The sequence below is a fragment of the Halorubrum laminariae genome (assembly GCF_024494655.1).
GTDB classification, from domain to species: domain Archaea; phylum Halobacteriota; class Halobacteria; order Halobacteriales; family Haloferacaceae; genus Halorubrum; species Halorubrum laminariae.
The window spans coordinates 220,078-239,747 of the sequence record NZ_JANHDL010000004.1 but is presented as its reverse complement, the minus strand read 5'-3'; the positions used below and the strand labels follow the sequence as shown (position 1 = coordinate 239,747).

Sequence of the window (19,670 nt, the reverse complement as noted above, 5' to 3'; positions counted from 1 at the left end):
TTTCGAGTTAAGCGTGGTCACCGAGTTCGCTTTGTTCGAGTGTGTCTTCTGAAGGGTCAGTAAAATCGGTGGGAGTGAACTCGAGACCGAGAGCGTCGTGGGTCCGACCAATGGCGAGGTCGCGAGCAGCCACCCATTCCGAACTGTTCTGGGGAAGAACTTGGAGGAGAGCTTTCAACGTCGCCTTGAACCCCGCGTCGGTGTCGAAGTTACGTTCTCTGAGCCAATCGATCGTGACGTCCTCGCCCTGTTTCTCGTAAACGTGCATAGCTGCGTGAACCGCGTCAAGGGCAATAGTGTAGGACAGCGCTTCGGGGTCAACCGGCGTCCGGTTGGATCTCTCCTCGGGTGGGAGTGTGATATCCTGAACGCGGTCCTCGTGGGTCTTCAGCTGAATATCACCACGTTTCTTCCCCCAGATTTTCGTAGAGCGTTTGATATCGTCGATATCAACGCCAACTCCGAGGCCCAGCTGGTGACCATCATCGTAATGGAAAGTATCGGACTCGTGAACCAGCCAGGAGAGAATATACCACTCTGTAATGTCATCCAGGTCATCCAGTCGTTCGCCTTCAAGGTATTCCTCGACGAGGACTCGCGTAACAGCTTCGCGTGCTTCTTCTAAGGCTCGACGGGGAGGAATTTCGTTGTCCTGGTCGTCAACCACAGGGTACGCATCTGCGTAGACCTGCAGTGTCGGTCCGAAAGCGGAAATAATGACGTCTGTTTTCGTCAGAGAGAGGCCAGCATCTAGCAAATCTCTCGCAGCCTCTTTCGCTACTTCGCGAGTCTCAGCACGAACATCGCTCCACAGGGTGGGGACCTTTTCAGATTCCGTCTTGCTTTCGTGCGGCTTTCTCCCTGTGAGCAGCAGTGTACTATCAGCTGAACCTCCACCACGGGTGTCGGTCCGCTGGGGCATCTCGCTGGTGATTGGATGGGTAGATGTGATTGTGAAGCCAGACCGGATCAGCGATTTTGTGAGTGTATCCCACGCACTAGATTCCTTGTGGGTGAACATGACGGTCATTACTCCGCCGGGCTCAAGAACACGGTAGAGTTCTTGGAAAATCTCTGCCATCTTGTTCTCGTAGTCCTCGGCAGCTAATTCGGACTTAGATTTGGAGTCCGAAGCGACCTCCTCGTATTCGGCTACATTAGCGACCGCCTCCTGGCCTTTGTCAGTAAGATCGTCAGAGAATACCTCCGGATGGATATCTTGGAGATACTCTTTGAGCCAGACGTAGCTCATGTCAGACATTTCCGAATAGATGATGCTGTCATAGTAAGGCGGGTCGATAATGATGGCTTGGATAGAATCAGAGTCTATAGGCAGATCTGCTGCGTCTCTCTGAGAAACCTGAACATCATCAGCATCCTCATCCTCTAGATACGTCGCGATTTCCTCGTAGGAATCTCGGACACGGTCAAGATGATCTTGATGATCTTGGTTGCCTGCTGCTGGATTGTTCTCCACAAACGCCCATTGGAGAGTGAAGTGCTTCCCGCCTAAAGCATCGCCCAGAAGACCGTTACTTGTGTCTAGAGGGGAGAATCGCGTATTTCTATCGATGACTTTGCTAGCTACCAAAGACAGTATTGTGAGGACCGCCTCACCTTTCAATTCATCATACTGGTTGAGTATCTCCTCCTGACACTGCTTGTACGCTTGGAGATACTCATATTGGGTAACAAGCTGTCTTGGAGTGAATGCATCTCTCCACTTCGTAACACCGTAAGGACCTGCTCTATCCTCATCACCGATATATCGCTTAACGTCTAGGAGTGTACTCAACTCGAAGTCTGATTCAATACGGTCTGCAGCTTTTGATTGTGCTTCGTAGTCTGCTTCGGTCGGTGCTCGCCAAGCGGTTCCACCAGATGATTTCTCATATTTCACTCCATAGATTTCGTATCTAAATTCGGAATTCCGAATCCTCTCTTGTATGGCATCCGACTCCATCACGATTCCACAATTCAGGCACTCTGCACCACTACGAGTATGAGGGCCATCCTGCGGGTTGTACTCAGATTTCGTAACATCATCCGGTAGCCTAACGACTTCGTACTCAATCTCAGTCCCATCCTCAGATACAGAAGGACGTGCTGCGACCCCCTTTGAGGAGGAACGTTTCTGTAGCCACCATTTCTTTGCCATAGGGATATCGCACCCACACTCCGGGCAGTCTACCGTGTAAGTACATGCATAGTGAGAAGGGGTCTGACGCTCACCTTCGCTTGGGAAATAAGGTTCAAGCTCCTCCTCAGCAAGTTCATCAATTCGGTCACCCCACCGATTGAGTTCACTCTGGAGAGAACCAACGCTTGGCGCATACTCAAGAAGAACCTTGAGCATCACAGTCGGGACGGGGTTAAGTTCGTTTGCTGCTGTCGGCAGGCCGTAGCGAAGAGATTCAAACGGAATGACGCCACCGCCAGCAGTCGGATCTAAGACAGTGGGTAGCTCTCCATCCCAATGTTCCCGAAGTAACTCGTGCATCTCCGCTTTCTCATCTGTTGTCGGTGTCCGAGTGTACGGGCGAGGATACCCGTAGTGGTCCTCTAAGTTTCCATCTCGGTCATCTTCAGTACGCTTCTTTTCTGCCACGTACTCTTCAATATCGACGTCAATGTCGTCACGGGGCTTGATCTGCATCCAATCAAGCAGCGTGTTGGCGTCCACTTCTGGAGGGAGTACAGACGAAAGAATAGCGAGTCTAGAAGCGGGAGTCGGGCGGCGAGCAAACCACGGGTGAAGGTACCGATGCGGAGGCATAAAGTAAGGATTGGCCTCTTTCAGATTCTCGATACCAACCGCCTTCAGGGGAAGGTTCCCCTCAATTGCGACACGCTTCAGCTCCGAATCGCTATCCTGACTTTCCGGGTTTTGACTCATAGTTAGATCACTTGATGTGGTCCGTCAGCAACACTCGAAGTGCCTTTTCACCGTTCGGACTCGACGGAGACCGACACTTTGCGTACCAGTAGTAACACTCCTCATCGCTCATCCGTGCAACACCTCGAGCCAGCGACCGCATCCGGTCGATACGTTGGATCGGCTTCACGCCACGGAAGGCAACAGCAAGCCGCACGCCTGCCGTCTCGGGTAGGAACACGAATCCAGCCCCCCCGGTGAGAACTTCTGATGAATCTCCTGGCGTGCCCTCGATCGCTTCCCGGACGACGTCCTGGAGCGCACGGACGCGGGTCGGGTCAAGCCGTGCGACCTTTGCGCCGGCCCACTCATCCCACGTCCAACCATCGAGCTTGGAAAGGAGGTCGTCGCCAGCGATGTCCGAGACGAGATCCTCGACTGGAGTGATACTCAGCGAACGACCATCCCGCTCCAAGCGATCACGGCGGGCTTCGGCCTGCTCGCGAGGGAGTAGTTCGTGGAGCGTCCACTCGCCTCCACTGTCTGTCTCTCGGCGGACGAGCGTGAACGTTGGGCGACCACCGAACATACTCGTTCCGTAGCGGACCAACCGATCCTCCTCTGTTCCCTCAGCAGGTGAGGTCGCAAAATCCGATCCGCGGCTCGCCATCAGACCGTCACCTCCGAACTCGCCCGAATCGGGCCACGACCCTCGACCCGGACGTCGATGTTGCCCGCATCGAGGTCATTATCGAGGCCAGCGAGGAGGTCATCGCCCGCGTCGGTGATCGGTTCGGGCTCGTCGAACTGGAAGCGGAACTGGATTGTTTCTCGATCATCGCCGAACGAGCCGGGCTGGTCGATCACGTCCCGGAATCGGCTCGGTGACCCTGTGAATTCGGCGCTGTACGTTCCGTCGTCAGTCCGGGTTTCGTACTCCATTCGAACCGTCACCGCGTCTTCACGGGCTTTGAATCCAGGGCGCTGACTGACGAACTTGGCCGCCTGGAAGGGATCATCCCCGCCGACCTGGATAGTCACCTCTTCAAGTAGTGGCGTCCGGTCCGTCCCGGCCTTCGATTCCGCATCACGCCGGACTTCCGAGAACGCCCGTGAGGCAGACATCATCTTCTTGCTCGCGTCCCAGGACTCGTCGGGCTGGCACTCCTGGCAGCGACCGCGTTCGTCCAGCAACTGCTCGCTAGCGACCTCTTTGCCGCAGGAACTACAGGTCGTATCAGACTGGTGTTCCTCACAGTAGTGGGGTTCGGTACCTTCTGGGTTTTCAATCTCCGTCCCACATTCAGCACAGGTAGCGACCGTCTGTTCTGGTCGGTCGATTTCGTCGAGATGGTCGTCGACAAGCGCGTCGATATCTCGGTAGACGACGAAGGCACTCCCGATCTGGACGTTGCTGTCCCGAATCGATGTCTCAACATCGGGGGAATCCACGAACGGTTCGGGGTGTGGCCACGCCTTAGGCTCTGTTGTCCCGGCCCAGTACGCAGTTCCGGACTCGCCATCCCAATAGGCGTACCCGTGATCACTAACGAGGGTGGAGACAGTCTCGCGAATCGGTTTCGTGCTGAAGAGGTAGTCCAGTCCGGGCTTCTTCGCGTACTGGTTGACCAGCGCGTCGGTGGACATAACGTCCTGAGTCTGTTGCCAGAGTTTCTGTTGAACGTGCGCGGATCCACGAGCACCGGCGTCGCGTTTCACGATCTTATCTTCGAGCGTTGTCTGAACAGCATCGACCAACGTCGTCCCGCCGTTAGATTCGGTCGCGCCGATGGTGATGTGAGTTAGCCCGTTCCGGTCTGGGTAGTAGAGGTGACGATAGACGTTCCGTACGAGCTCCCCAAGCATCAGCTGTGCCTCGTCGCTTCGCTCTCGGAGCTCCTCGATTTGCTCCGACGAGAGGTCGGCCTTCTGCTCAGGACTATCAAGTAAGGCCTCAATTGCTTCGAGACGCCGAGCCTCATCGATCGCTGCATCCATCCGGTCAGCGTCAGGAGCGAGGAACAGGGCGTAGTTTTTGTAGATACGCGTCTCTGTCTCCCCCTCGTGTTTCGCGGCTTGCTGCTCGTAAAGCTGGGTCACACGGCTTGGCGGCGTATCACCACCATCCTCGACAGCAGCGGTGTCCGGATGCATAACCGCGAGTTTCGGTGTGTCGGGTGTATCAGGTAAGTCCGCCGGCGATTCGGGGAACACGACTGGCTGGAAGCCACCGTCCCCAATCTCCTTCGAAGTGAGACGGTTCTCGAAACGCGAATGTGCGGTCGCTTCTGGAGTGGACTCTATCCGCTGATCGATGATTCGAATCAGGTTTGGTTCTTGCTTGAACCGGATTCGCTCTTCCTCGTAGAGGAAATAACACGCGACGTCCATGTCGTCGCCCCGGAGCGCAGATAGTGCGGCATCGTAGTCGTCGAAGTTCAGGTCCGGGTGGCCGATGGCGAGGTTCAAGTCGGCGTGTGTCAGGCCGGCTGCCTGCTCACCATACGCGAGACTGTGCCAGAGAACCGTCGTTGTCAGGTGAGTGCCGAGCGGTGGAAGACCGTTTTCGGTCCATTTGCGGTCCTCAAGTTGGGCGTGAGCAGTCCCGTCATCGTCGTAGATGTCGGCAGTGACTGCAGGGCCAAGATCGACAAAGTCAAAGAGCCGCTCACGAAGAATCGTCTGAACCCCACCACCGGGATCGTCATCGGCGACTGTAAGGTCGTAAATCCGAATCCAGTGACGGTCATAACTCTCCGGTTGGTGATTCCAGAGATAGTAGACAGCTCGCGCAAGCAAGCGGAGGGCATCACGAGTACGCTGAAACCGGGGGATTGTATCGATCTTGTCCGTGAGCGCATTAATCAGTGAGGGGTGGAAGGGGTACTCACGTGCAAGGACATCTACGTAGCCGGCGTCAGTTGCTTCCTGTGGATATTGACGATCTTCCTGGTCGTAGAACTGGAAGTAGGTGTCAGCGGCTTCACGAGAAGTATCGTCTGGAACCTCAGTAAACAGCCGGTGTTGTAGCACTTTACCGATCTCATTTTCACCCGTGGGGGTGATTGTCTTGTGTTGTCGGCGACCAATCTCGTTGACCTCCTCGATGTGGTCATTAACGCTGTCCCGAACCCGGTCGGCCTGCTCGCCGAATGCTGTATCTGCGATAGAGTAGACGACCGTCACGTTATCCGATTCGGAAGCTGCTTCAAGCAGCGCCATCACAAACGAAAGCGTCTGATCGGCAAGCGTTTTATCGCCGACAGGCATGCCGGCGGCCTTGTTCATGTAGTCAGCAATCTCGTCGATCAGGATCAGCGCCGGCTGGTCATATTGAGCGAAGAGCTTTGAAAGAGTACCTTCACCAGGAGCAGCCTGGTCTTGATCGTAGTCTTTGACAAACTCGTAGCCATCAAGACCGTAGAGCTGGTAGGCCAGTTCGCCCCACATTGTACGGGTGTTTGGAGCATTCGGATCGTCGTCAGCGTGGCGAGCATCTTTGCTGTCGGCTTTCGTCCCGATGAAAACGCCGGTCGCAATATCGAGATTATCAGCAACTGCGTCCTGGTAGTTGGACGCAAGTGTATCGTCGCCATCCAAAAGATAGTGTGAGAGATTCTTGATCGTGCTCGGGTTTTCCGCGAGGTGGTAGGCAGCAATCAAGTCGTGTGTTTTCCCACCGCCGAAGCGTGTGTCAAGACAAAGAATACTCGAGGTGTATGAACCGGGATCGTACTCTGTCGTCGCAAGAAACCGCCCGGTGAGGTTTGAAAGGAGTGTTTGCAGCCCCTCTGTGGGGTAGGTCATATCATAGAAAGAGCCGGAATCGCGGTAGACAGGGGCAGCATTATCGGGGTTGTGAACAACGGTAGATAGTTTTGCAGCAAACTGTTCCTCCTGAAGAGAACCGTCGAGCACATCCTCGCGAGGTTGGCAACTGTCGAACAGAGAGGGATACTCGCTACTCATTTATTTCCCCCGTAGATGATGATATATTGACTGGTTTGGAAACAATAACGAATTCTTCTTCGACACTATTCTCTATGATGGCTTTAGCAATTCCCTTCGACTCAGCGACATCTATCTTTATTGGATCGCCGACGTCAGCATCGAATTGAGCAAGTTCAGGACCAGACAGATTCACACGGCCTGATTGGCCGGTATTCTGTCCGATTGTTTTCTGAGTCATTTGATACATATATTACGTAATGGTGGCCTTATAACCTTTACTTAGTCTAAACCAGAACCAGTAACAGTGACTTAGCTGCTGATGTCCCCAGAAATCTTAGACGAGGAGTACAGCGTTGTTGACCGGATTATCGAGCTCTCATATACTCAGTATGCCACCTATAGTTCCAGTTGTTCTTCGAAGAATCTGATTGCGTAGATGAGTGCTGCGTCAGGGAATCCGACCTCGTTGAAAATCCGGCGGGCCAGGTTCCGGCCTTTTGGTACCTGGCAGCTGGGACGCCTTTTGTCGTACCGGAGATGGGTCATGGTGGTACAGCCGGGTATGTCAGGAGAGATTTTTGGTGCTTGGTAGGCCGGAGTCTTTTCTACCTCTACGGTTTCCATAGATTCTGTTTCAAGAGGCATTGTGATTTCTTCTCTCCGGCGTACTTCGTCGATTCTGCTGTGTAGGCCTCGAATGTAGTCCTCGCTGCTGGAACTGGATATTACGGCGTTCTCTGCGTTGTGGAACTGGGTTAGATTGATCTGGTCGACGACGTCAGGTCTTTGATCAGGACCTGTCTCCGGGAGTTGCTTTTGAACCTGTAGATCTGTGGGTCGTAGAGGAGTAGCATCGGTCTTTAGTTAATACTCTCAGTAATACTATTCTAGCACAGTTTCCGCTCGAATTCTACCCATTTACCCTCGCTACGGTAAGAAAACCTCGTTTCTAGGTTGCTTCATCGCTTGGTTTCGATGGATACGCTGTCCAACTCGTTCGATTAGTACTTCTCAATACTTCTGAGCATAATACTACAGAGAAATATTACTATCAGACTTAACTAAAGACGGATGATCTTATCCTCATATCGCATAGAGAGGACGCACGGGACGTTCATAAGGACGTTCGTATGCTATCCGATCTCGTCTATAAAGAGAGTGAGAAGACTGCAAAAATCTACGAAGGCGCTGATACAGACGACCCGAAGAAAGTTCTATCTCAGATCCCTCAGACGGATTGGGAGTACGACACTCTAGAAGAATCAGAATAGGAGTGGGATCTGGACGACCAGACTGAGGACGTAGATTGGGACGATTTCTGGGGCCAATGCCTCTTTGAGAAGGATAATGGAGAGCGTTGTAAGAATCAGAATGGATTGAATGAACACGGGTTCTGCGCTATCCACGACGATTCGGGTCAAGCAGAACGAGTTGAGGAAAATGAAGAGAAGATGATTGAATTCCTCCGTGAGACAGCTCAACGAGAAGCGAAGGAAGAAAACGAAGATCAATAGACGACGAAGGGTTAGCGGGTTTTCGCCGTTCAAAATCTCTTTTCCACCTTGATTTTGTACTCTCAGGCGTTCTCTATAGGTTCTGGATGGGGTTTCGGGAAAACGACCCGAAAACACCCTCTATATGGGCTATATTCCGACCCCTTCAAACAGCGATTTTAGAGAGTTGAGTATGGTAAGGAGCTTGGTCTGTTCACGCCCGCCCGCACGACCGCATTGGAGTGGGGGGTGGGTAGGGTAGGTATGTAAGATCGGTTGGAGTAGTAGAGACGGTGTTCAGATAAGGTTTGAAAAGTGAGGCGGTGCGTTTTCAAAGTGGTCATGCCCGAAAACGACCGCCTCAGCGGCTGTTTGGACAAGATCAACTTAGAGTTTGTGGAGCGAGAAGCAACACCGCGGCTGTTGATGAAGCTCAGTATTCAGCTCCATTTGGCTGGATTATCGCTTTCGAATACTGTTTCGTTTCTTGAGGTTTTCGGTGTTGATCGGGTTCGATCCACCGTTCATAACTGGGTTCATAAGGCCGATTTACAGCCGGAATCAGATCGGAGCCCGAATCACGTCGCGGTTGACGAGACTGTGATTCAGCTTAACGATGAACAGTATTGGCTGTATGCTGCCGTCGATCCCGACTCGAACGATTTACTACATACAAGGCTTGAGCCGACAAGAACGAACGTGATCGCCGATCAGTTTTTTGCGGAACTCCGCGACAAACACGATGTGGACGATGCGATCTTTCTCGTTGATGGTGCGGTTCCACTTCATCGAGCTTGTGAAAAACATGATCTCAATTTCAAATACGAACGACATGGAAATCGGAACAGCATTGAACGTGTCTTTCGTGAAGTAAAACGTAGAACTACCAGTTTCTCAAACTGTTTCAGCAACGCCGAAGCAGAAACAGCAAACGAGTAGCTCAGATCTTTTGCCTTCGCATGGAATCAGCTTATCTGAACACGAGGGTAGTAGATAGGCAAACCATTATGAGACACTACAAATAAACGGCAGATATGTCTACAGAGGAGCGTATCGAGGCTCGAATTGAATCTGAATTTGAAACCAAGCGTAAAAGCCCTCATCCGAACGGAGATTACACAGTAGAGGTATCTATATCGAGTGCTGGGCTTACTGTTGAGGAAGTTTTAGATCATGAATGGGTCAAAGATGCTTATTCAGAGACTGACGGAGAATATGCGGTTCATGTGAAAGCAGAATCTAATATATACGTGGCCTCGACCTGATGAGTTCTATTGTCGATTTTCTAAAGAAGGTATATCCTGACTTTGCCCAAGCTCGGAAGTTCAGACGAGATATTAGAAGACAATACAGGCAGAACCTGAAGGCGCTTGATAGAGGAGACGATGTTTCGTTGGTGATGGTGGGCGAGGATAAGGAGGATTATCTAACACGAAGAGCTGAAAAGCCGCTGTGAATGCTGATCATCTCGTCAAAAAAAGTGGTTCTCAATCTGATCCATATGTGTATAGGATCACGTCCGATGAAGATGATGTGAGAGACGCATTCAACGATACAATCGGGAAGATCAATCGCCGAAAATTGGGTGAGCTATGGAGTAGAATTCCTGTTCGTTGCGTTTGTTTTTCTGGTCTTTGCATTCTCGGTCTCGGTTGGTGCATACGGTATTGAAAACGTCGTAGACTGGATCCAAGGGGCTGTCTGACGACTACTATCTACAGATTGAATTTTTGAGGTAGAACAGTTCAATCCATCTGGAGGTTTAAATGCGATAGCGCACAACGTAGCATATGACGAAAGAACAATACAAAGTCGAATGGTTACTCAAAGGAGCTGGAGAGCTGTCTGAAGAGGAGAAAATCGAACTAATCGAAGACCTAGCAAAGGAACTCGATGCAGAAGACGAGATTGAGTACGGCGGTCAATTCAAACGAAAATCTCTGTCAACCTTCGATGTCTCTGTAGGAATTCTACTTGTTAGTAGCCTCAACACCCTCATTAACATCTATAAACTCTTGCAGGAACGAGATGATTCTAACATTGGGATACGGCAGGTCAATAACAAGATGATCTTTATCAATGAGATTGATCAGACTATAATCGAGGAGAACAACGGCACTGTCCTCGCAAACGTCGATGGGGATGTATTCTACACCTCACCTGATGACATGGAAGACGAGATCGAACTAAAAAAGAAACTACGAGAGATGAGAGAGGAGGAGGACGAGGAGTAGATCCTATTCCAATAGGCGAGAGCAATTATAGAGGAGAAGTGCAAGCTGTTCTTCCTCCGTCATCTGTTTGTGATATCGTTCGAGTGTGAATAACTGGAGTAGATAACAATCGGATTAGGTATGCCCTATCTTTTTATACCTATGCTCACTCAACTGGCATATGGACAGAAGACAATTCATCGTCACCTCCGGTGTGGTTGGGATTAGCGCCTTAGCAGGATGTTCTGGAGATGGTGGCACAGATGATGGAGGAAGTGATGGAGGCAGTAACGATGGTAATAATGACGGGAGCGATGGAGGGAGTGATGGTGGAGATGAGCAACAGACACTCACACACGATATAGGAGAAACATTCACTGTTGGCGACGGAGCGCAGGAAATTCAATATACCGTGAATGATTATTCAACTATTGAAGACTACATTGGCTCTGGCCCTGATCTTGGGTCTACTCCTGACGGGATCTTCCTCGTGGTCAACTTAGACATGGAGAATGTCGGTGACGAGTCTCTGGACATCACCACAAACTTTCTGAAGGTGATTGATGGAGAGGATCGAACATTCGATGCAGACACAGAAGCAGGTATTTACGCTGACCAAGACAGCCGGATATCAGCAGAACCGATTTCGTTCGATCAGCTACAGCCGGGCTTGTCGGTCACACGCTCTGTGATTTTTGACGTTCCTTCTGGCACATACCGATTTGCGGCACAACCCGCAGGTATATTCTCTAATTCAGACACTCACTACGTCCCTCTTGGCGATGTATAGATAGAGTAGGCGTTTCGGATTATCCTGTATTTTCTGAAACTCAACGCCGAATAGACCCATCTACCCTACCCCTCGACCCTCCAAACTCGCCTCAAATTTCGCAAAATCTCTCAACCGACGAAAAGACTATTACCAATAAAGATACATTAATTATTTGCTATGTCAAAAGAACTTAGAGACTGTTCTAAGGAAGAGCTGGTAACAGAACTGGTGAATAGATATGTAATTCACTCGACGTTTCTCCCCGAAATCCACGATAAATGTCAGGTAGACGATACGGCTTTTCACGTTGACGGCGGACACGGTCGAATCATATTGTCGACAGCGTCTGAGATGAGGTCCATACCTTCGTCGGTGAGTCGTCCCCGTGGAAGAGTATCGTCTATACTGGAGAGAGAGATCGTGTAGATCGCCCACGGGAGGACGTACGTAGTCTTCTTGAGGTGGGCATTGTTGATGACATCGTTCGGGAGAACAGGCGTTGAGTGCTTGTACCGCTCGTCGGCCTTCGTGCCGAGACAAACAACAGTTGCTTCCTCTTCCAGGTAGGGCCGGTCAGCATCTGAGATAACAACGACAGGCCGTGGGTTCGTATGAGCTCCCGTCGGGTCAACCGCAAAGACGAGACTGCCCTGAAAATACCATGTCATATCAAGTCGCTACGCCTGCTCGGAGTCGTCGACGCTCTCAATCCAGTCTTCGGGTACAGGTTCTTCATCGGCACCGCTGTGCTGTCTGGTCTCGGAGTGTGCGTCGCTCGTGGGGTGGTCGTCCGTTTGTTCGATATCGTCAGGAGTGAAGTCATCGTCGTAGCGGTCGGTAAGAGCCTGGACTTGAACGAGGCCGCGGGCGAATCGCCGGAGGTCATCACGGCCCTTGAGGGCGTGGTAGTAGCCGTCAGCGGTCTTGCCGATGTCGCCGTCGTTGAGAAGACGGGTGAGCGTGCCCGTGATACTTCCCTTTGGGATGTCATCAAGTCGGTTGTGGATCTCAGAGGGGGTGAACCCGTAGTTGGGATTCGTATAGAGGACGCGGATAATAGCAGCCTTGTTCGTACGCGGGTTGATATGGACGTCGTCGGATGGGTCGTGAGTTCGAAGGTCGACAGGCATGGTGGAAGCCTCTTTGTAGTTGACTGTAGGCGATTGTAGGTGATAACTGTTTGGGAAGGTGAGACGCTGAGAATCAACCACGCTGTACGGCATCCTCCGAAGCGCCTGTTGGCAATCAGGCCAATTGCGAGACGCACCATCTGTCGTCTGGTTGGTGGTTTGTAGAAATCCAAACGCCGAATCTGTGAAAAAAATCGAGGAGACTGGAGTTGCGAACGACAGAATCTATGCACGGGATTGGATCGAGCCCGTTCCCAGAGAACCACTCGCGAAGGCCACGTGAGCGGGTCGGGGTCAGCGACCCCGACTCGCGATACAATGAGAAGATCCGATCATAAACCCTACAGTTCGGAGAGACGGCCAGTGTCCGCAAACCACTCTGTACGGTCGTCGACAGCCCATTGTATGGCTGTTTGCACAGAGATCTCGTCTTTATCGTACTGATTCAGCTTGCGCCAGGTTTCTGTCCGATGATCGAACACGAGGACGGTGAATGAGTCCTCGTGTTCGAGGACGAAGCCACGGACTTCCTGTTCACCCGGGAACGACATTGCACCGACCACTGCATCGCTCTCACCGATTTCTTTGATGTTGGCTTCCGTGAGCGGTTGCTTCGGGAGTGACTCCATGACTGGGGGATCGTCTTCCATACCTGTACTCCTGCTCGTCTTCGCTTAATCTTCCCGTTCTGTGAGACGATCTGTCCACAGAGATGGTCCACGACGACTCAAATGGGGTCGGAGCTGCCAAGGGCAGCGCCGACCCACAGACAGATGACAGACTTGCAGATGTTGATCCCTTGTCTGGTGGGTGGGGGATACTGACACAGCAAGCGGATGAAATTCTCGATGAGACAACGACAGCGGTCGAGGTGGTCGGCCACCTCGACCTCACGACGTATGCACGAGACGACCCCTACCCAGAGTGGCACGACGCCAAACCGTTCGAACCGATGCTTCGGGCAATATTATTGGCAGAACTCACCGACGCGTCCGATGCCGCCGTGCATCGGACGCTCGAAACGGATCCAGACACGGCCGCAATACTTGGGTTTGACCCAGAAGATGTTCCAGACCAAAGTACTCTCTCGCGAGCACGAAACAACCGATTCGGGGAGATAGAACGGACGATCGAGGTGAGTTGTCGCCAGATTCGGACGCTTGCTGCTCGTCGCGGCAGTCCGATTGGAGCGCCCAACCAGGACAGCGCTTCGACGGAGCCAACTGGCTCCTCGAAGCGCACGGTCAACCGGCTGATCCGTGGCAAGACCCGCGAAGTGCTGGATGAACTCACCACGGTCGTGTTCCCGGCGTTCGACTTTGACCGCTCCGAGGACGCGATCTACGCCGACAAGGAGTTACTCCTCTTGGAGACCCTCCTCGGGGTTACAGGCACCGCCGCCAACGGCGGTGCCGAAACCTACGGCGATTACGTCAATCCAGACCCGGACCTCGACGACCCGTTCTTCGCGGACGGTCCGACCGGTGAAACGCTGCTGGAGGCGATCAAAACCCTGGACATCGAAGAAATCACGGAGATGATCAACCGGGGCGCGGCCCGCGTCTTGACGCGGGCCAAGCCCTACGTCGAGTTCGAACAGCCAGCGATGCTCGCAATCGACATGACCTACATCGCGTACTACGGCGAGCGGGAGGAACTCGTGCGGGTCCAAGGAGCGCCCGAAGACAAGTCCTACGACTGGTGTCACAAGGTTGCGACAGCGAGCATCGTCGGCGACAACGTCCTGTTCACGGCGGCGATGCTGCCGATCGGTGATGCCGACGATCACGACCCGGACGCGTACGCTGGCGAGGAGAGATCCTATCGAGTCGGCGGCGTCGTCCGCCGACTCGTCGACATCGTCGAAGCGCGGGCAAACCTGCGTATCCGTCGGGTGTTCGCCGATAGAGAGTTTCACGCCACAGACGTCGTTGCCGCGCTCGAAGAACGGGACCTGTTCTACGTGATCCCAGCCGCGCGCGATGACCGCATCAAGCGGTTCATCGCGCGCATGAACGAGGACGTGGACGGTCAGAAGCAGGTGACGGTCCGAGACGAGTACGGGATCTACGGGCCAGTCAAAGACAGCGGTGGCGTCAGAAAGCGAGCCGAAACGACGCTTGTCGCCCTCCCGCCGGACGAGGATCGTGACCAGACCCAGGTGTTCCTGACGAATCTCGACGTGAACGACGAGATTCGTCTGGACCGTCGGTCGACGCGTCGCCGGATCAAACGCTACACTCGCCGTGGCGGAATAGAGAATGCCTATGGCGGGATCAAGCAGTTCGCCCCGTGGACGACCTCCCGAGAGTACGGGGTGCGGTTGTTCCACTTCGGGTTCGCGATGCTGCTGTACGACATGTGGTTGCTGGTCGATCTCCTCGTTCAACGATCGCTCGGTATCGTCGAGTTCCGCACGAAACCGCGGGTGATCGCCCCGCGGTTTCGTGGCTTCCTTCGACGGAGGCTGGTCACATTGATATAGAGTTCGTTCCGTGCTCGCCCCTTCCGAGAGGCATCGCTGTCCCGACAGCTGAAATTCCGGCTCGAACCGCGACCAGCTGGCCACTCACTCCGGTGAGTGACCGCTGAGCGTAGGTCACTCGGTTCTTGATCCGCTAGTCACGCCGCGTTCAGCCGCCGACCCGTGCATAGGATTGATGGTATTCGCAACTCCAGAGGAGATATTCTGTATAGCGAAATACACTTTAAAAGATGTGTTTGTTAGCTCACACAGCCTGTGCGGGGTGATTTCGCCGGAATTGGTGAATAGAGCACTACTTATGATTACTTGGATAATCAGAAGTAGTTTGAAGTACCCCGACGCCGTCACACAAGCACGAAACGTGATCTCCAAAGAGAACAGGCCTCTACCCCCGGATTTCGACCGAGAAGCTACCCCGGCGGTGATCCGGGATGCTTAGTGACTCAGGAGCTGGGGGCAGCCTTGACGGGACGTTCACTCGCTACTTTCAGGATATCGGGAAGGGTCGAGGCAGCAGCGGGGGCCACTACCGGCGAAACAGCAAGCGAGAGTTAGAACGGTTCGTTGAGTGGGCAGCTGGCGAGCGAGGCCCCGATGAGTGGACCGGGATTGTCCCCGACGACGCCGATCGCGACCCGAGGTTCGACGACCTCTCCGAAACCGTGTTCCGCGAGTACGCCCGTCACTTGACGAGTGACCGCGGTCTCAAGCAAAACACTGTCCAGACCTACTACGCTTACCTCTCAGCGTGGTGTGGTTGGTGCGTCACCGAAGGGTACCTCGATACGCACTTCGCGCAGCGAGCGAGCGCGACAGCCCCCTTGCCCGATGACGACGGCCGGAGACCCGGTGATCAACAAGCGTGGACATCCGACCAGCGACACGCTCTCACCCAGTACGTCGACGACGCCGCCTACGAGGCGAGCGAGAGGCTTTCAGAAGTCCCAGCCGATGATCCCGATGCGAAAGCTCGCGCCCGCTACGATGCTCTCCGAGCAGCTCGCGATCGCGCACTTGTCTATCTCGTCGCCTATACCGCGATTCGCATTGGTGAGTTAGTCCGTGATGGGAGCGACCCCCGCCGTCGAGGAGTCCGCTGGGAGGACGTTAGCCTCAGCGACGGGAGTATCGACGTCTACCGGAAGAAGCAGTCATGGGACAGCGCGAGCCTCCCAGATCCCGTTATCGAACCACTACGCCTCTACAAACGGCGTCTCGATCCTCCCTCTGACCAGTGGGCGGTGTTTCCAACCCTCCACTTCGCGACTGTCTCGAAGCAGGTCAAAGAGGAATTGGCGAATAGAGGGCTCGACGAGGAGGAAATCTCCACTCTCCGTGAGGACAGTGACTACGACATCTTCCTCGCTCTCTCAAAGAACATCCGCGTCCCCTCGATCACGACAGACGGCGCTCGCGGTGCGCTGAAACGGATCACTGAGGACAGTGACGTAGACGTCGAGCATTCAAAACACGAGTATCTCGCGCCACACGGGGGGCGTCGGGGGATGGGAGAAGTCCTAGTGCGAGCATTCGGCTACACGGTCGCTGCTCGATATCTAGACAACTCCGAGGAGATGGTTCGGAAACGGTACTCGCACATCGAAGCAGGCGAGCTCGGCGATGCCGCTGCCGAGGCGATCGAAGACATCGACGGATAGCTGGATTCGATAGCTCATAAGTACAGCCCGCATTTCCATATAAACTTTATATAGTAGTGAGCCGTAGCATGGCACATGAGCCATGAGACGGAATCGAGCCCCGAACAGGGTGTGTCCATATCCGTTCCAATACCCGCCTCAGACGCGGATTTATTCAAAAGCAAGGCAACGAACGACATCTTGCTATTTTTAACGAACCACCGATTCAAGCAGTTCTCACAGCGCGAGGTGGCTGACCAGATTGGCCATTCCCAACAGACGGTTCGGAGAGCGGTCAACACCCTCGTCAAGAACGGATTAGTGGTTGAACATCCTGATAACAACCAGCGGCTCGTTCAGATCAACCGAGAGCGACTTGCTGTGCCGGACGACCCGCTCCTCCGAATACCGCAACCAGAGTTCCACAAGCCCGTGAAGGCCGCCGTCGACGAACTCACTGACCGTCTCAACGGCGTCATCGGGATCGTCCTGTACGGAAGCGTGGCGCGTGGCGAAGCCGATCGGCGCAGCGACATCGACCTCTGGGTGCTCACGACGAACGAACGAGCCCCAAACCAGCGGGAGGCGAACGCTGTTGGTCGCGACCTCGAAGACGCCGAGTTCGACGGCAACAGGTATGCGTACGACATCGACGTTGAAGCGGTCCAAGCGATTCCCACGTATACCGACGACATCCGGGAAATTGTTGTTTCAGGTATCCCGATCTACAGCACTAACCAGTTTGAGACGGTCGAAAAGCTCCTTCTCGAGGAGGGTGGTAGCGATGAGTGAGCGGTCTGACCCAGGTGACATCCTCGATGCCCTAGAACGGGCACAAGACGCCTTCGAGCTGATAGGCCGTGGTCGAGCAGAGTTCGAGGACGGGATTAGTGCCGACGAGGACTGGAAGACCCAGCTGACGAAAGCGTGCCGGCTCATTGAGGTGACAAACACCCTTCAGACGGAGGGAGACTACTACACAGCGATCATCGAGGTGAGCTTTGGAACCATAGAGAGATCCATCGAAGCGTACGCGCTCGCGATGTCGGACGATGATCTTGAGGACTTCCAAGATCACGAGTTCAGTTACAGACGCGCACACGAGATTGGTCTGTTCACCCAAGAAACGGCAGAAGACATGGAGGATCTGTATAGCGAGAACCGAACAGAGAGCTACTACGGAGGCGGGAGACCGACAGAAGAGCAGGCAGACGCAATGGCCGAACTTGCTCTCGCAGTCCACGAATTCAGTGTGAACCAGATTCGGGAAGGGGGAGTCTGTCTCTGTAACTGACGGGCGATCCGTCTTTGCCGTATATGGCATATCACTATATGCTATTTCGGGGGGTGGGTGGGGGGTTTGAGGAGTATATTTTTAGCCACCGGGTGAGTCCAGAGTGAGTATTAGTATGAGTGGTGTTAGAGACGTATTCGATGAACTCAACACGGAAATCCCCTTCAGTGAGTTCGAGGAACTGGTCGAGAACAAGGTAGACGAAATGAGCGGCCTCGTCGACGAACACGCCGCCGCCATCCTCGTCTCTCAGGACTTCGATCAGGGAAAAGTCGAGAGCATCGAGAGCCTCACGACGGCGATGGACAGCGCCGAATTCACGGCGAAAGTCACATCAGTCGGCCAGCTCCGGACCTTCGAACGTGAAGACGAAGACGGGGAATCTTCCCAGGGACAGGTCTGTAACGTTGAGGTTGGAGACGAGACCGGGCACGTCACGCTCGCGTTGTGGGACGGGATGGCCAAGGCAGCAGCGCAGAACCTCGAGGCCGGCGAAGTCCTCGAAGTCAAAGGATACCCGAAGGACGGCTATCGTGGTCTCGAAGTCAGCGTGAAAGATATCGAGCGAGTGTCCGATGACGGGATCGACATTCGGACGTTCGACACCTACCAGATCGACGATCTCCACACCGACCTCTCCGGCATCGACGTGACGGGACTGCTCCTCGACACCACTCCTCTGAAGACGTTCGACCGCGACGATGGATCGACTGGTCAGGTCGCAAACCTCATCCTCGGAGACGAGACCGGACGCATCCAAGTCGCACTGTGGGACGACAAAGCAGAGGTCGTCGACGATTTCGAGATCAGCGAAGCGGTCAAAGTCTCCAACGTGAACGTTCGCGAGCGAGATGAGAAGCTCGAACTCCACGCCGGGAGCTGGTCTACCGTTGAAGAGGTAGACGAGATCATCGAGTACCGCCCGAACACGACCGACATCAAGAACATCGACGACGGGGTCGTGACGATCGCTGGGACCGTCAGCGAAGCTTACGACAAGGACAGCTTCACTCGCGACGATGGATCGGAGGGCTCGGTCCGCAACATCGTCGTCGAGGACGGCACCGGGTCGCTCCGGGTCGCTCTCTGGGGCGACAAGGCTGACAGAAATATCGAACACGGGGACGAACTGCTCTTAGCCGACCTCTCGATTCAGGAAGGGTTCGAAGGCGGCACCGAGGGATCGGCCAACTGGAACTCCAGTATCACCATCATCCGGAAGGCGGCCGACGTCCCGAAACGAGAAACTGAGGCACCGACGGAGAAGAACTCCCAGGCCACCGGCCTCAACGAGTACGACAACGACGAGTCGGCAGCAGACGATCACGACGAAGACACGGACGAAGGCGGGGAGACGATCGAAGTCACCGGGACCATACTCGGAACCGGGGAAACTGCCACCCTCGAAGCCAACGACGAGCAGCACACTGTCGTGACTGATGAGGACCTCCGACTCGGTCAACAAGTCACCGTACGGGGCGCGGTCAAAGATGAAGAGCTCCACGCCGAAGAGATCTTCTAGCCACTCGAACCACCACTCTACCTCTGAGGACACACCGTTTTTCCAGTGTTCTCTCCTGTGTCCATTATTCACAGACCCCCCACACCGTTTTTCCAGTGTTCTTTGCTTCTCGACACACCGTTTTTCCAGTGTTTATCGTGCCAACGGGTCACAGAGCAACCACACCGTTTTTCCAGTGTTCTTTCCCACGTCCATTATTCACGGACCCCCCACACCGTTTTTCCAGTGTTCTTTTCCACATCCATTATTCACAGACCCCCTCCCCAGATTTCGTCTGTTCTTCAAGCCATCCATTATT

Annotated in this window: 17 protein-coding genes; 10 read left to right on the top strand and 7 right to left on the bottom strand. The window is 53.9% G+C overall.

Going from position 1 to position 19,670, the window contains the following annotated elements; all coding sequences use genetic code 11:
- Nucleotides 1–7 precede the first annotated feature (7 nt).
- From NO887_RS09755 to NO887_RS09740, 4 genes are all read right to left on the bottom strand, one after another.
- On the bottom strand, nucleotides 8–2,683 hold the full coding sequence (locus tag NO887_RS09755; protein WP_321169355.1) for a DUF1156 domain-containing protein: 2,676 nt from the start codon (nucleotides 2,681–2,683) through the stop codon (nucleotides 8–10).
- 220 nt (nucleotides 2,684–2,903) lie between these two features.
- Nucleotides 2,904–3,545, bottom strand: coding sequence for a DUF7680 family protein (locus NO887_RS09750; RefSeq protein ID WP_256418115.1), 642 nt, complete (start codon nucleotides 3,543–3,545; stop codon nucleotides 2,904–2,906).
- On the bottom strand, nucleotides 3,545–6,682 hold the full coding sequence (locus NO887_RS09745) for a DUF499 family protein (RefSeq protein ID WP_256397181.1): 3,138 nt from the start codon (nucleotides 6,680–6,682) through the stop codon (nucleotides 3,545–3,547). The genes NO887_RS09750 and NO887_RS09745 overlap by 1 nt, the downstream gene beginning before the upstream one ends.
- A 154-nt stretch (nucleotides 6,683–6,836) precedes the next feature.
- The gene (locus tag NO887_RS09740) at nucleotides 6,837–7,064 is read right to left on the bottom strand and encodes a hypothetical protein (protein WP_256397182.1); all 228 of its coding nucleotides are present in this window, start codon (nucleotides 7,062–7,064) and stop codon (nucleotides 6,837–6,839) included.
- Nucleotides 7,065–8,661: 1,597 nt separating this feature from the next.
- Here NO887_RS09740 and NO887_RS09735 point away from each other — a divergent pair.
- The 5 genes from NO887_RS09735 to NO887_RS09715 all read left to right on the top strand — a co-directional run bounded on the left by NO887_RS09735 (nucleotide 8,662) and on the right by NO887_RS09715 (nucleotide 11,322).
- Nucleotides 8,662–9,258: an IS6 family transposase gene (locus tag NO887_RS09735; protein WP_256418114.1), complete on the top strand. Its 597-nt coding sequence runs from the start codon at nucleotides 8,662–8,664 to the stop codon at nucleotides 9,256–9,258.
- Between the two features lie 95 nt (nucleotides 9,259–9,353).
- Complete coding sequence (locus tag NO887_RS09730) at nucleotides 9,354–9,584, top strand: hypothetical protein (protein ID WP_256397184.1); 231 nt, start codon at nucleotides 9,354–9,356, stop codon at nucleotides 9,582–9,584.
- Entirely contained in the window at nucleotides 9,584–9,775 is a 192-nt protein-coding gene (locus tag NO887_RS09725; RefSeq protein ID WP_256418113.1) for a hypothetical protein, read from the top strand. Before NO887_RS09730 ends, NO887_RS09725 begins: the two co-directional genes overlap by 1 nt.
- A 334-nt stretch (nucleotides 9,776–10,109) precedes the next feature.
- Nucleotides 10,110–10,553 (top strand): hypothetical protein, encoded by a 444-nt coding sequence (locus tag NO887_RS09720; protein ID WP_256397186.1) that lies wholly within the window; start codon nucleotides 10,110–10,112, stop codon nucleotides 10,551–10,553.
- 160 nt (nucleotides 10,554–10,713) lie between these two features.
- Nucleotides 10,714–11,322 (top strand): DUF4352 domain-containing protein, encoded by a 609-nt coding sequence (locus NO887_RS09715; protein ID WP_256397187.1) that lies wholly within the window; start codon nucleotides 10,714–10,716, stop codon nucleotides 11,320–11,322.
- Nucleotides 11,323–11,606: 284 nt separating this feature from the next.
- On the opposite strand, the gene NO887_RS09710 is transcribed toward NO887_RS09715, so the two are convergent.
- From NO887_RS09710 to NO887_RS09700, 3 genes are all read right to left on the bottom strand, one after another.
- Nucleotides 11,607–11,972 (bottom strand): type II toxin-antitoxin system PemK/MazF family toxin, encoded by a 366-nt coding sequence (locus NO887_RS09710; protein WP_137708324.1) that lies wholly within the window; start codon nucleotides 11,970–11,972, stop codon nucleotides 11,607–11,609.
- A gap of 9 nt (nucleotides 11,973–11,981) precedes the next feature.
- Entirely contained in the window at nucleotides 11,982–12,434 is a 453-nt protein-coding gene (locus NO887_RS09705; RefSeq protein WP_256397188.1) for a MarR family transcriptional regulator, read from the bottom strand.
- Nucleotides 12,435–12,775: 341 nt separating this feature from the next.
- A complete protein-coding gene (locus tag NO887_RS09700) occupies nucleotides 12,776–13,084 on the bottom strand; it encodes a DUF7964 domain-containing protein (RefSeq protein WP_256418112.1) in 309 nt (102 codons plus the stop codon).
- A gap of 62 nt (nucleotides 13,085–13,146) precedes the next feature.
- Here NO887_RS09700 and NO887_RS09695 point away from each other — a divergent pair, with 62 nt between their 5' ends.
- The 5 genes from NO887_RS09695 (at nucleotide 13,147) to NO887_RS09675 (ending at nucleotide 19,372) form a co-directional block, all read left to right on the top strand.
- The gene (locus NO887_RS09695; protein WP_256418111.1) at nucleotides 13,147–14,919 is read left to right on the top strand and encodes a transposase; all 1,773 of its coding nucleotides are present in this window, start codon (nucleotides 13,147–13,149) and stop codon (nucleotides 14,917–14,919) included.
- A 431-nt stretch (nucleotides 14,920–15,350) separates the two neighbouring features.
- On the top strand, nucleotides 15,351–16,577 hold the full coding sequence (locus NO887_RS09690; RefSeq protein WP_256418110.1) for a tyrosine-type recombinase/integrase: 1,227 nt from the start codon (nucleotides 15,351–15,353) through the stop codon (nucleotides 16,575–16,577).
- A 75-nt stretch (nucleotides 16,578–16,652) separates the two neighbouring features.
- Nucleotides 16,653–17,348, top strand: coding sequence for a nucleotidyltransferase domain-containing protein (locus NO887_RS09685; protein ID WP_256418109.1), 696 nt, complete (start codon nucleotides 16,653–16,655; stop codon nucleotides 17,346–17,348).
- Nucleotides 17,341–17,850: a DUF8154 family protein gene (locus tag NO887_RS09680; RefSeq protein WP_256418108.1), complete on the top strand. Its 510-nt coding sequence runs from the start codon at nucleotides 17,341–17,343 to the stop codon at nucleotides 17,848–17,850. The genes NO887_RS09685 and NO887_RS09680 overlap by 8 nt, the downstream gene beginning before the upstream one ends.
- Nucleotides 17,851–17,965: 115 nt before the next feature.
- A complete protein-coding gene (locus NO887_RS09675; protein WP_256418107.1) occupies nucleotides 17,966–19,372 on the top strand; it encodes an OB-fold nucleic acid binding domain-containing protein in 1,407 nt (468 codons plus the stop codon).
- The last annotated feature ends 298 nt before the right edge of the window (nucleotides 19,373–19,670 follow it).

What these genes read in the sequence shown, in the direction of transcription:
- NO887_RS09675 (WP_256418107.1), top strand. Translation starts at nt 17,966, where the DNA reads ATGAGTGGTGTTAGAGACGTATTCGATGAACTCAACACGGAAATCCCC.
- NO887_RS09750 (WP_256418115.1), bottom strand. Translation starts at nt 3,545, where the DNA reads ATGGCGAGCCGCGGATCGGATTTTGCGACCTCACCTGCTGAGGGAACA.
- NO887_RS09685 (WP_256418109.1), top strand. Translation starts at nt 16,653, where the DNA reads ATGAGCCATGAGACGGAATCGAGCCCCGAACAGGGTGTGTCCATATCC.
- NO887_RS09730 (WP_256397184.1), top strand. Translation starts at nt 9,354, where the DNA reads ATGTCTACAGAGGAGCGTATCGAGGCTCGAATTGAATCTGAATTTGAA.
- NO887_RS09695 (WP_256418111.1), top strand. Translation starts at nt 13,147, where the DNA reads ATGGTCCACGACGACTCAAATGGGGTCGGAGCTGCCAAGGGCAGCGCC.
- NO887_RS09740 (WP_256397182.1), bottom strand. Translation starts at nt 7,064, where the DNA reads ATGACTCAGAAAACAATCGGACAGAATACCGGCCAATCAGGCCGTGTG.
- NO887_RS09700 (WP_256418112.1), bottom strand. Translation starts at nt 13,084, where the DNA reads ATGGAAGACGATCCCCCAGTCATGGAGTCACTCCCGAAGCAACCGCTC.
- NO887_RS09715 (WP_256397187.1), top strand. Translation starts at nt 10,714, where the DNA reads ATGGACAGAAGACAATTCATCGTCACCTCCGGTGTGGTTGGGATTAGC.
- NO887_RS09720 (WP_256397186.1), top strand. Translation starts at nt 10,110, where the DNA reads ATGACGAAAGAACAATACAAAGTCGAATGGTTACTCAAAGGAGCTGGA.
- NO887_RS09725 (WP_256418113.1), top strand. Translation starts at nt 9,584, where the DNA reads ATGAGTTCTATTGTCGATTTTCTAAAGAAGGTATATCCTGACTTTGCC.
- NO887_RS09745 (WP_256397181.1), bottom strand. Translation starts at nt 6,682, where the DNA reads ATGACCTACCCCACAGAGGGGCTGCAAACACTCCTTTCAAACCTCACC.
- NO887_RS09680 (WP_256418108.1), top strand. Translation starts at nt 17,341, where the DNA reads ATGAGTGAGCGGTCTGACCCAGGTGACATCCTCGATGCCCTAGAACGG.
- NO887_RS09690 (WP_256418110.1), top strand. Translation starts at nt 15,351, where the DNA reads ATGCTTAGTGACTCAGGAGCTGGGGGCAGCCTTGACGGGACGTTCACT.
- NO887_RS09710 (WP_137708324.1), bottom strand. Translation starts at nt 11,972, where the DNA reads ATGACATGGTATTTTCAGGGCAGTCTCGTCTTTGCGGTTGACCCGACG.
- NO887_RS09735 (WP_256418114.1), top strand. Translation starts at nt 8,662, where the DNA reads ATGCCCGAAAACGACCGCCTCAGCGGCTGTTTGGACAAGATCAACTTA.
- NO887_RS09705 (WP_256397188.1), bottom strand. Translation starts at nt 12,434, where the DNA reads ATGCCTGTCGACCTTCGAACTCACGACCCATCCGACGACGTCCATATC.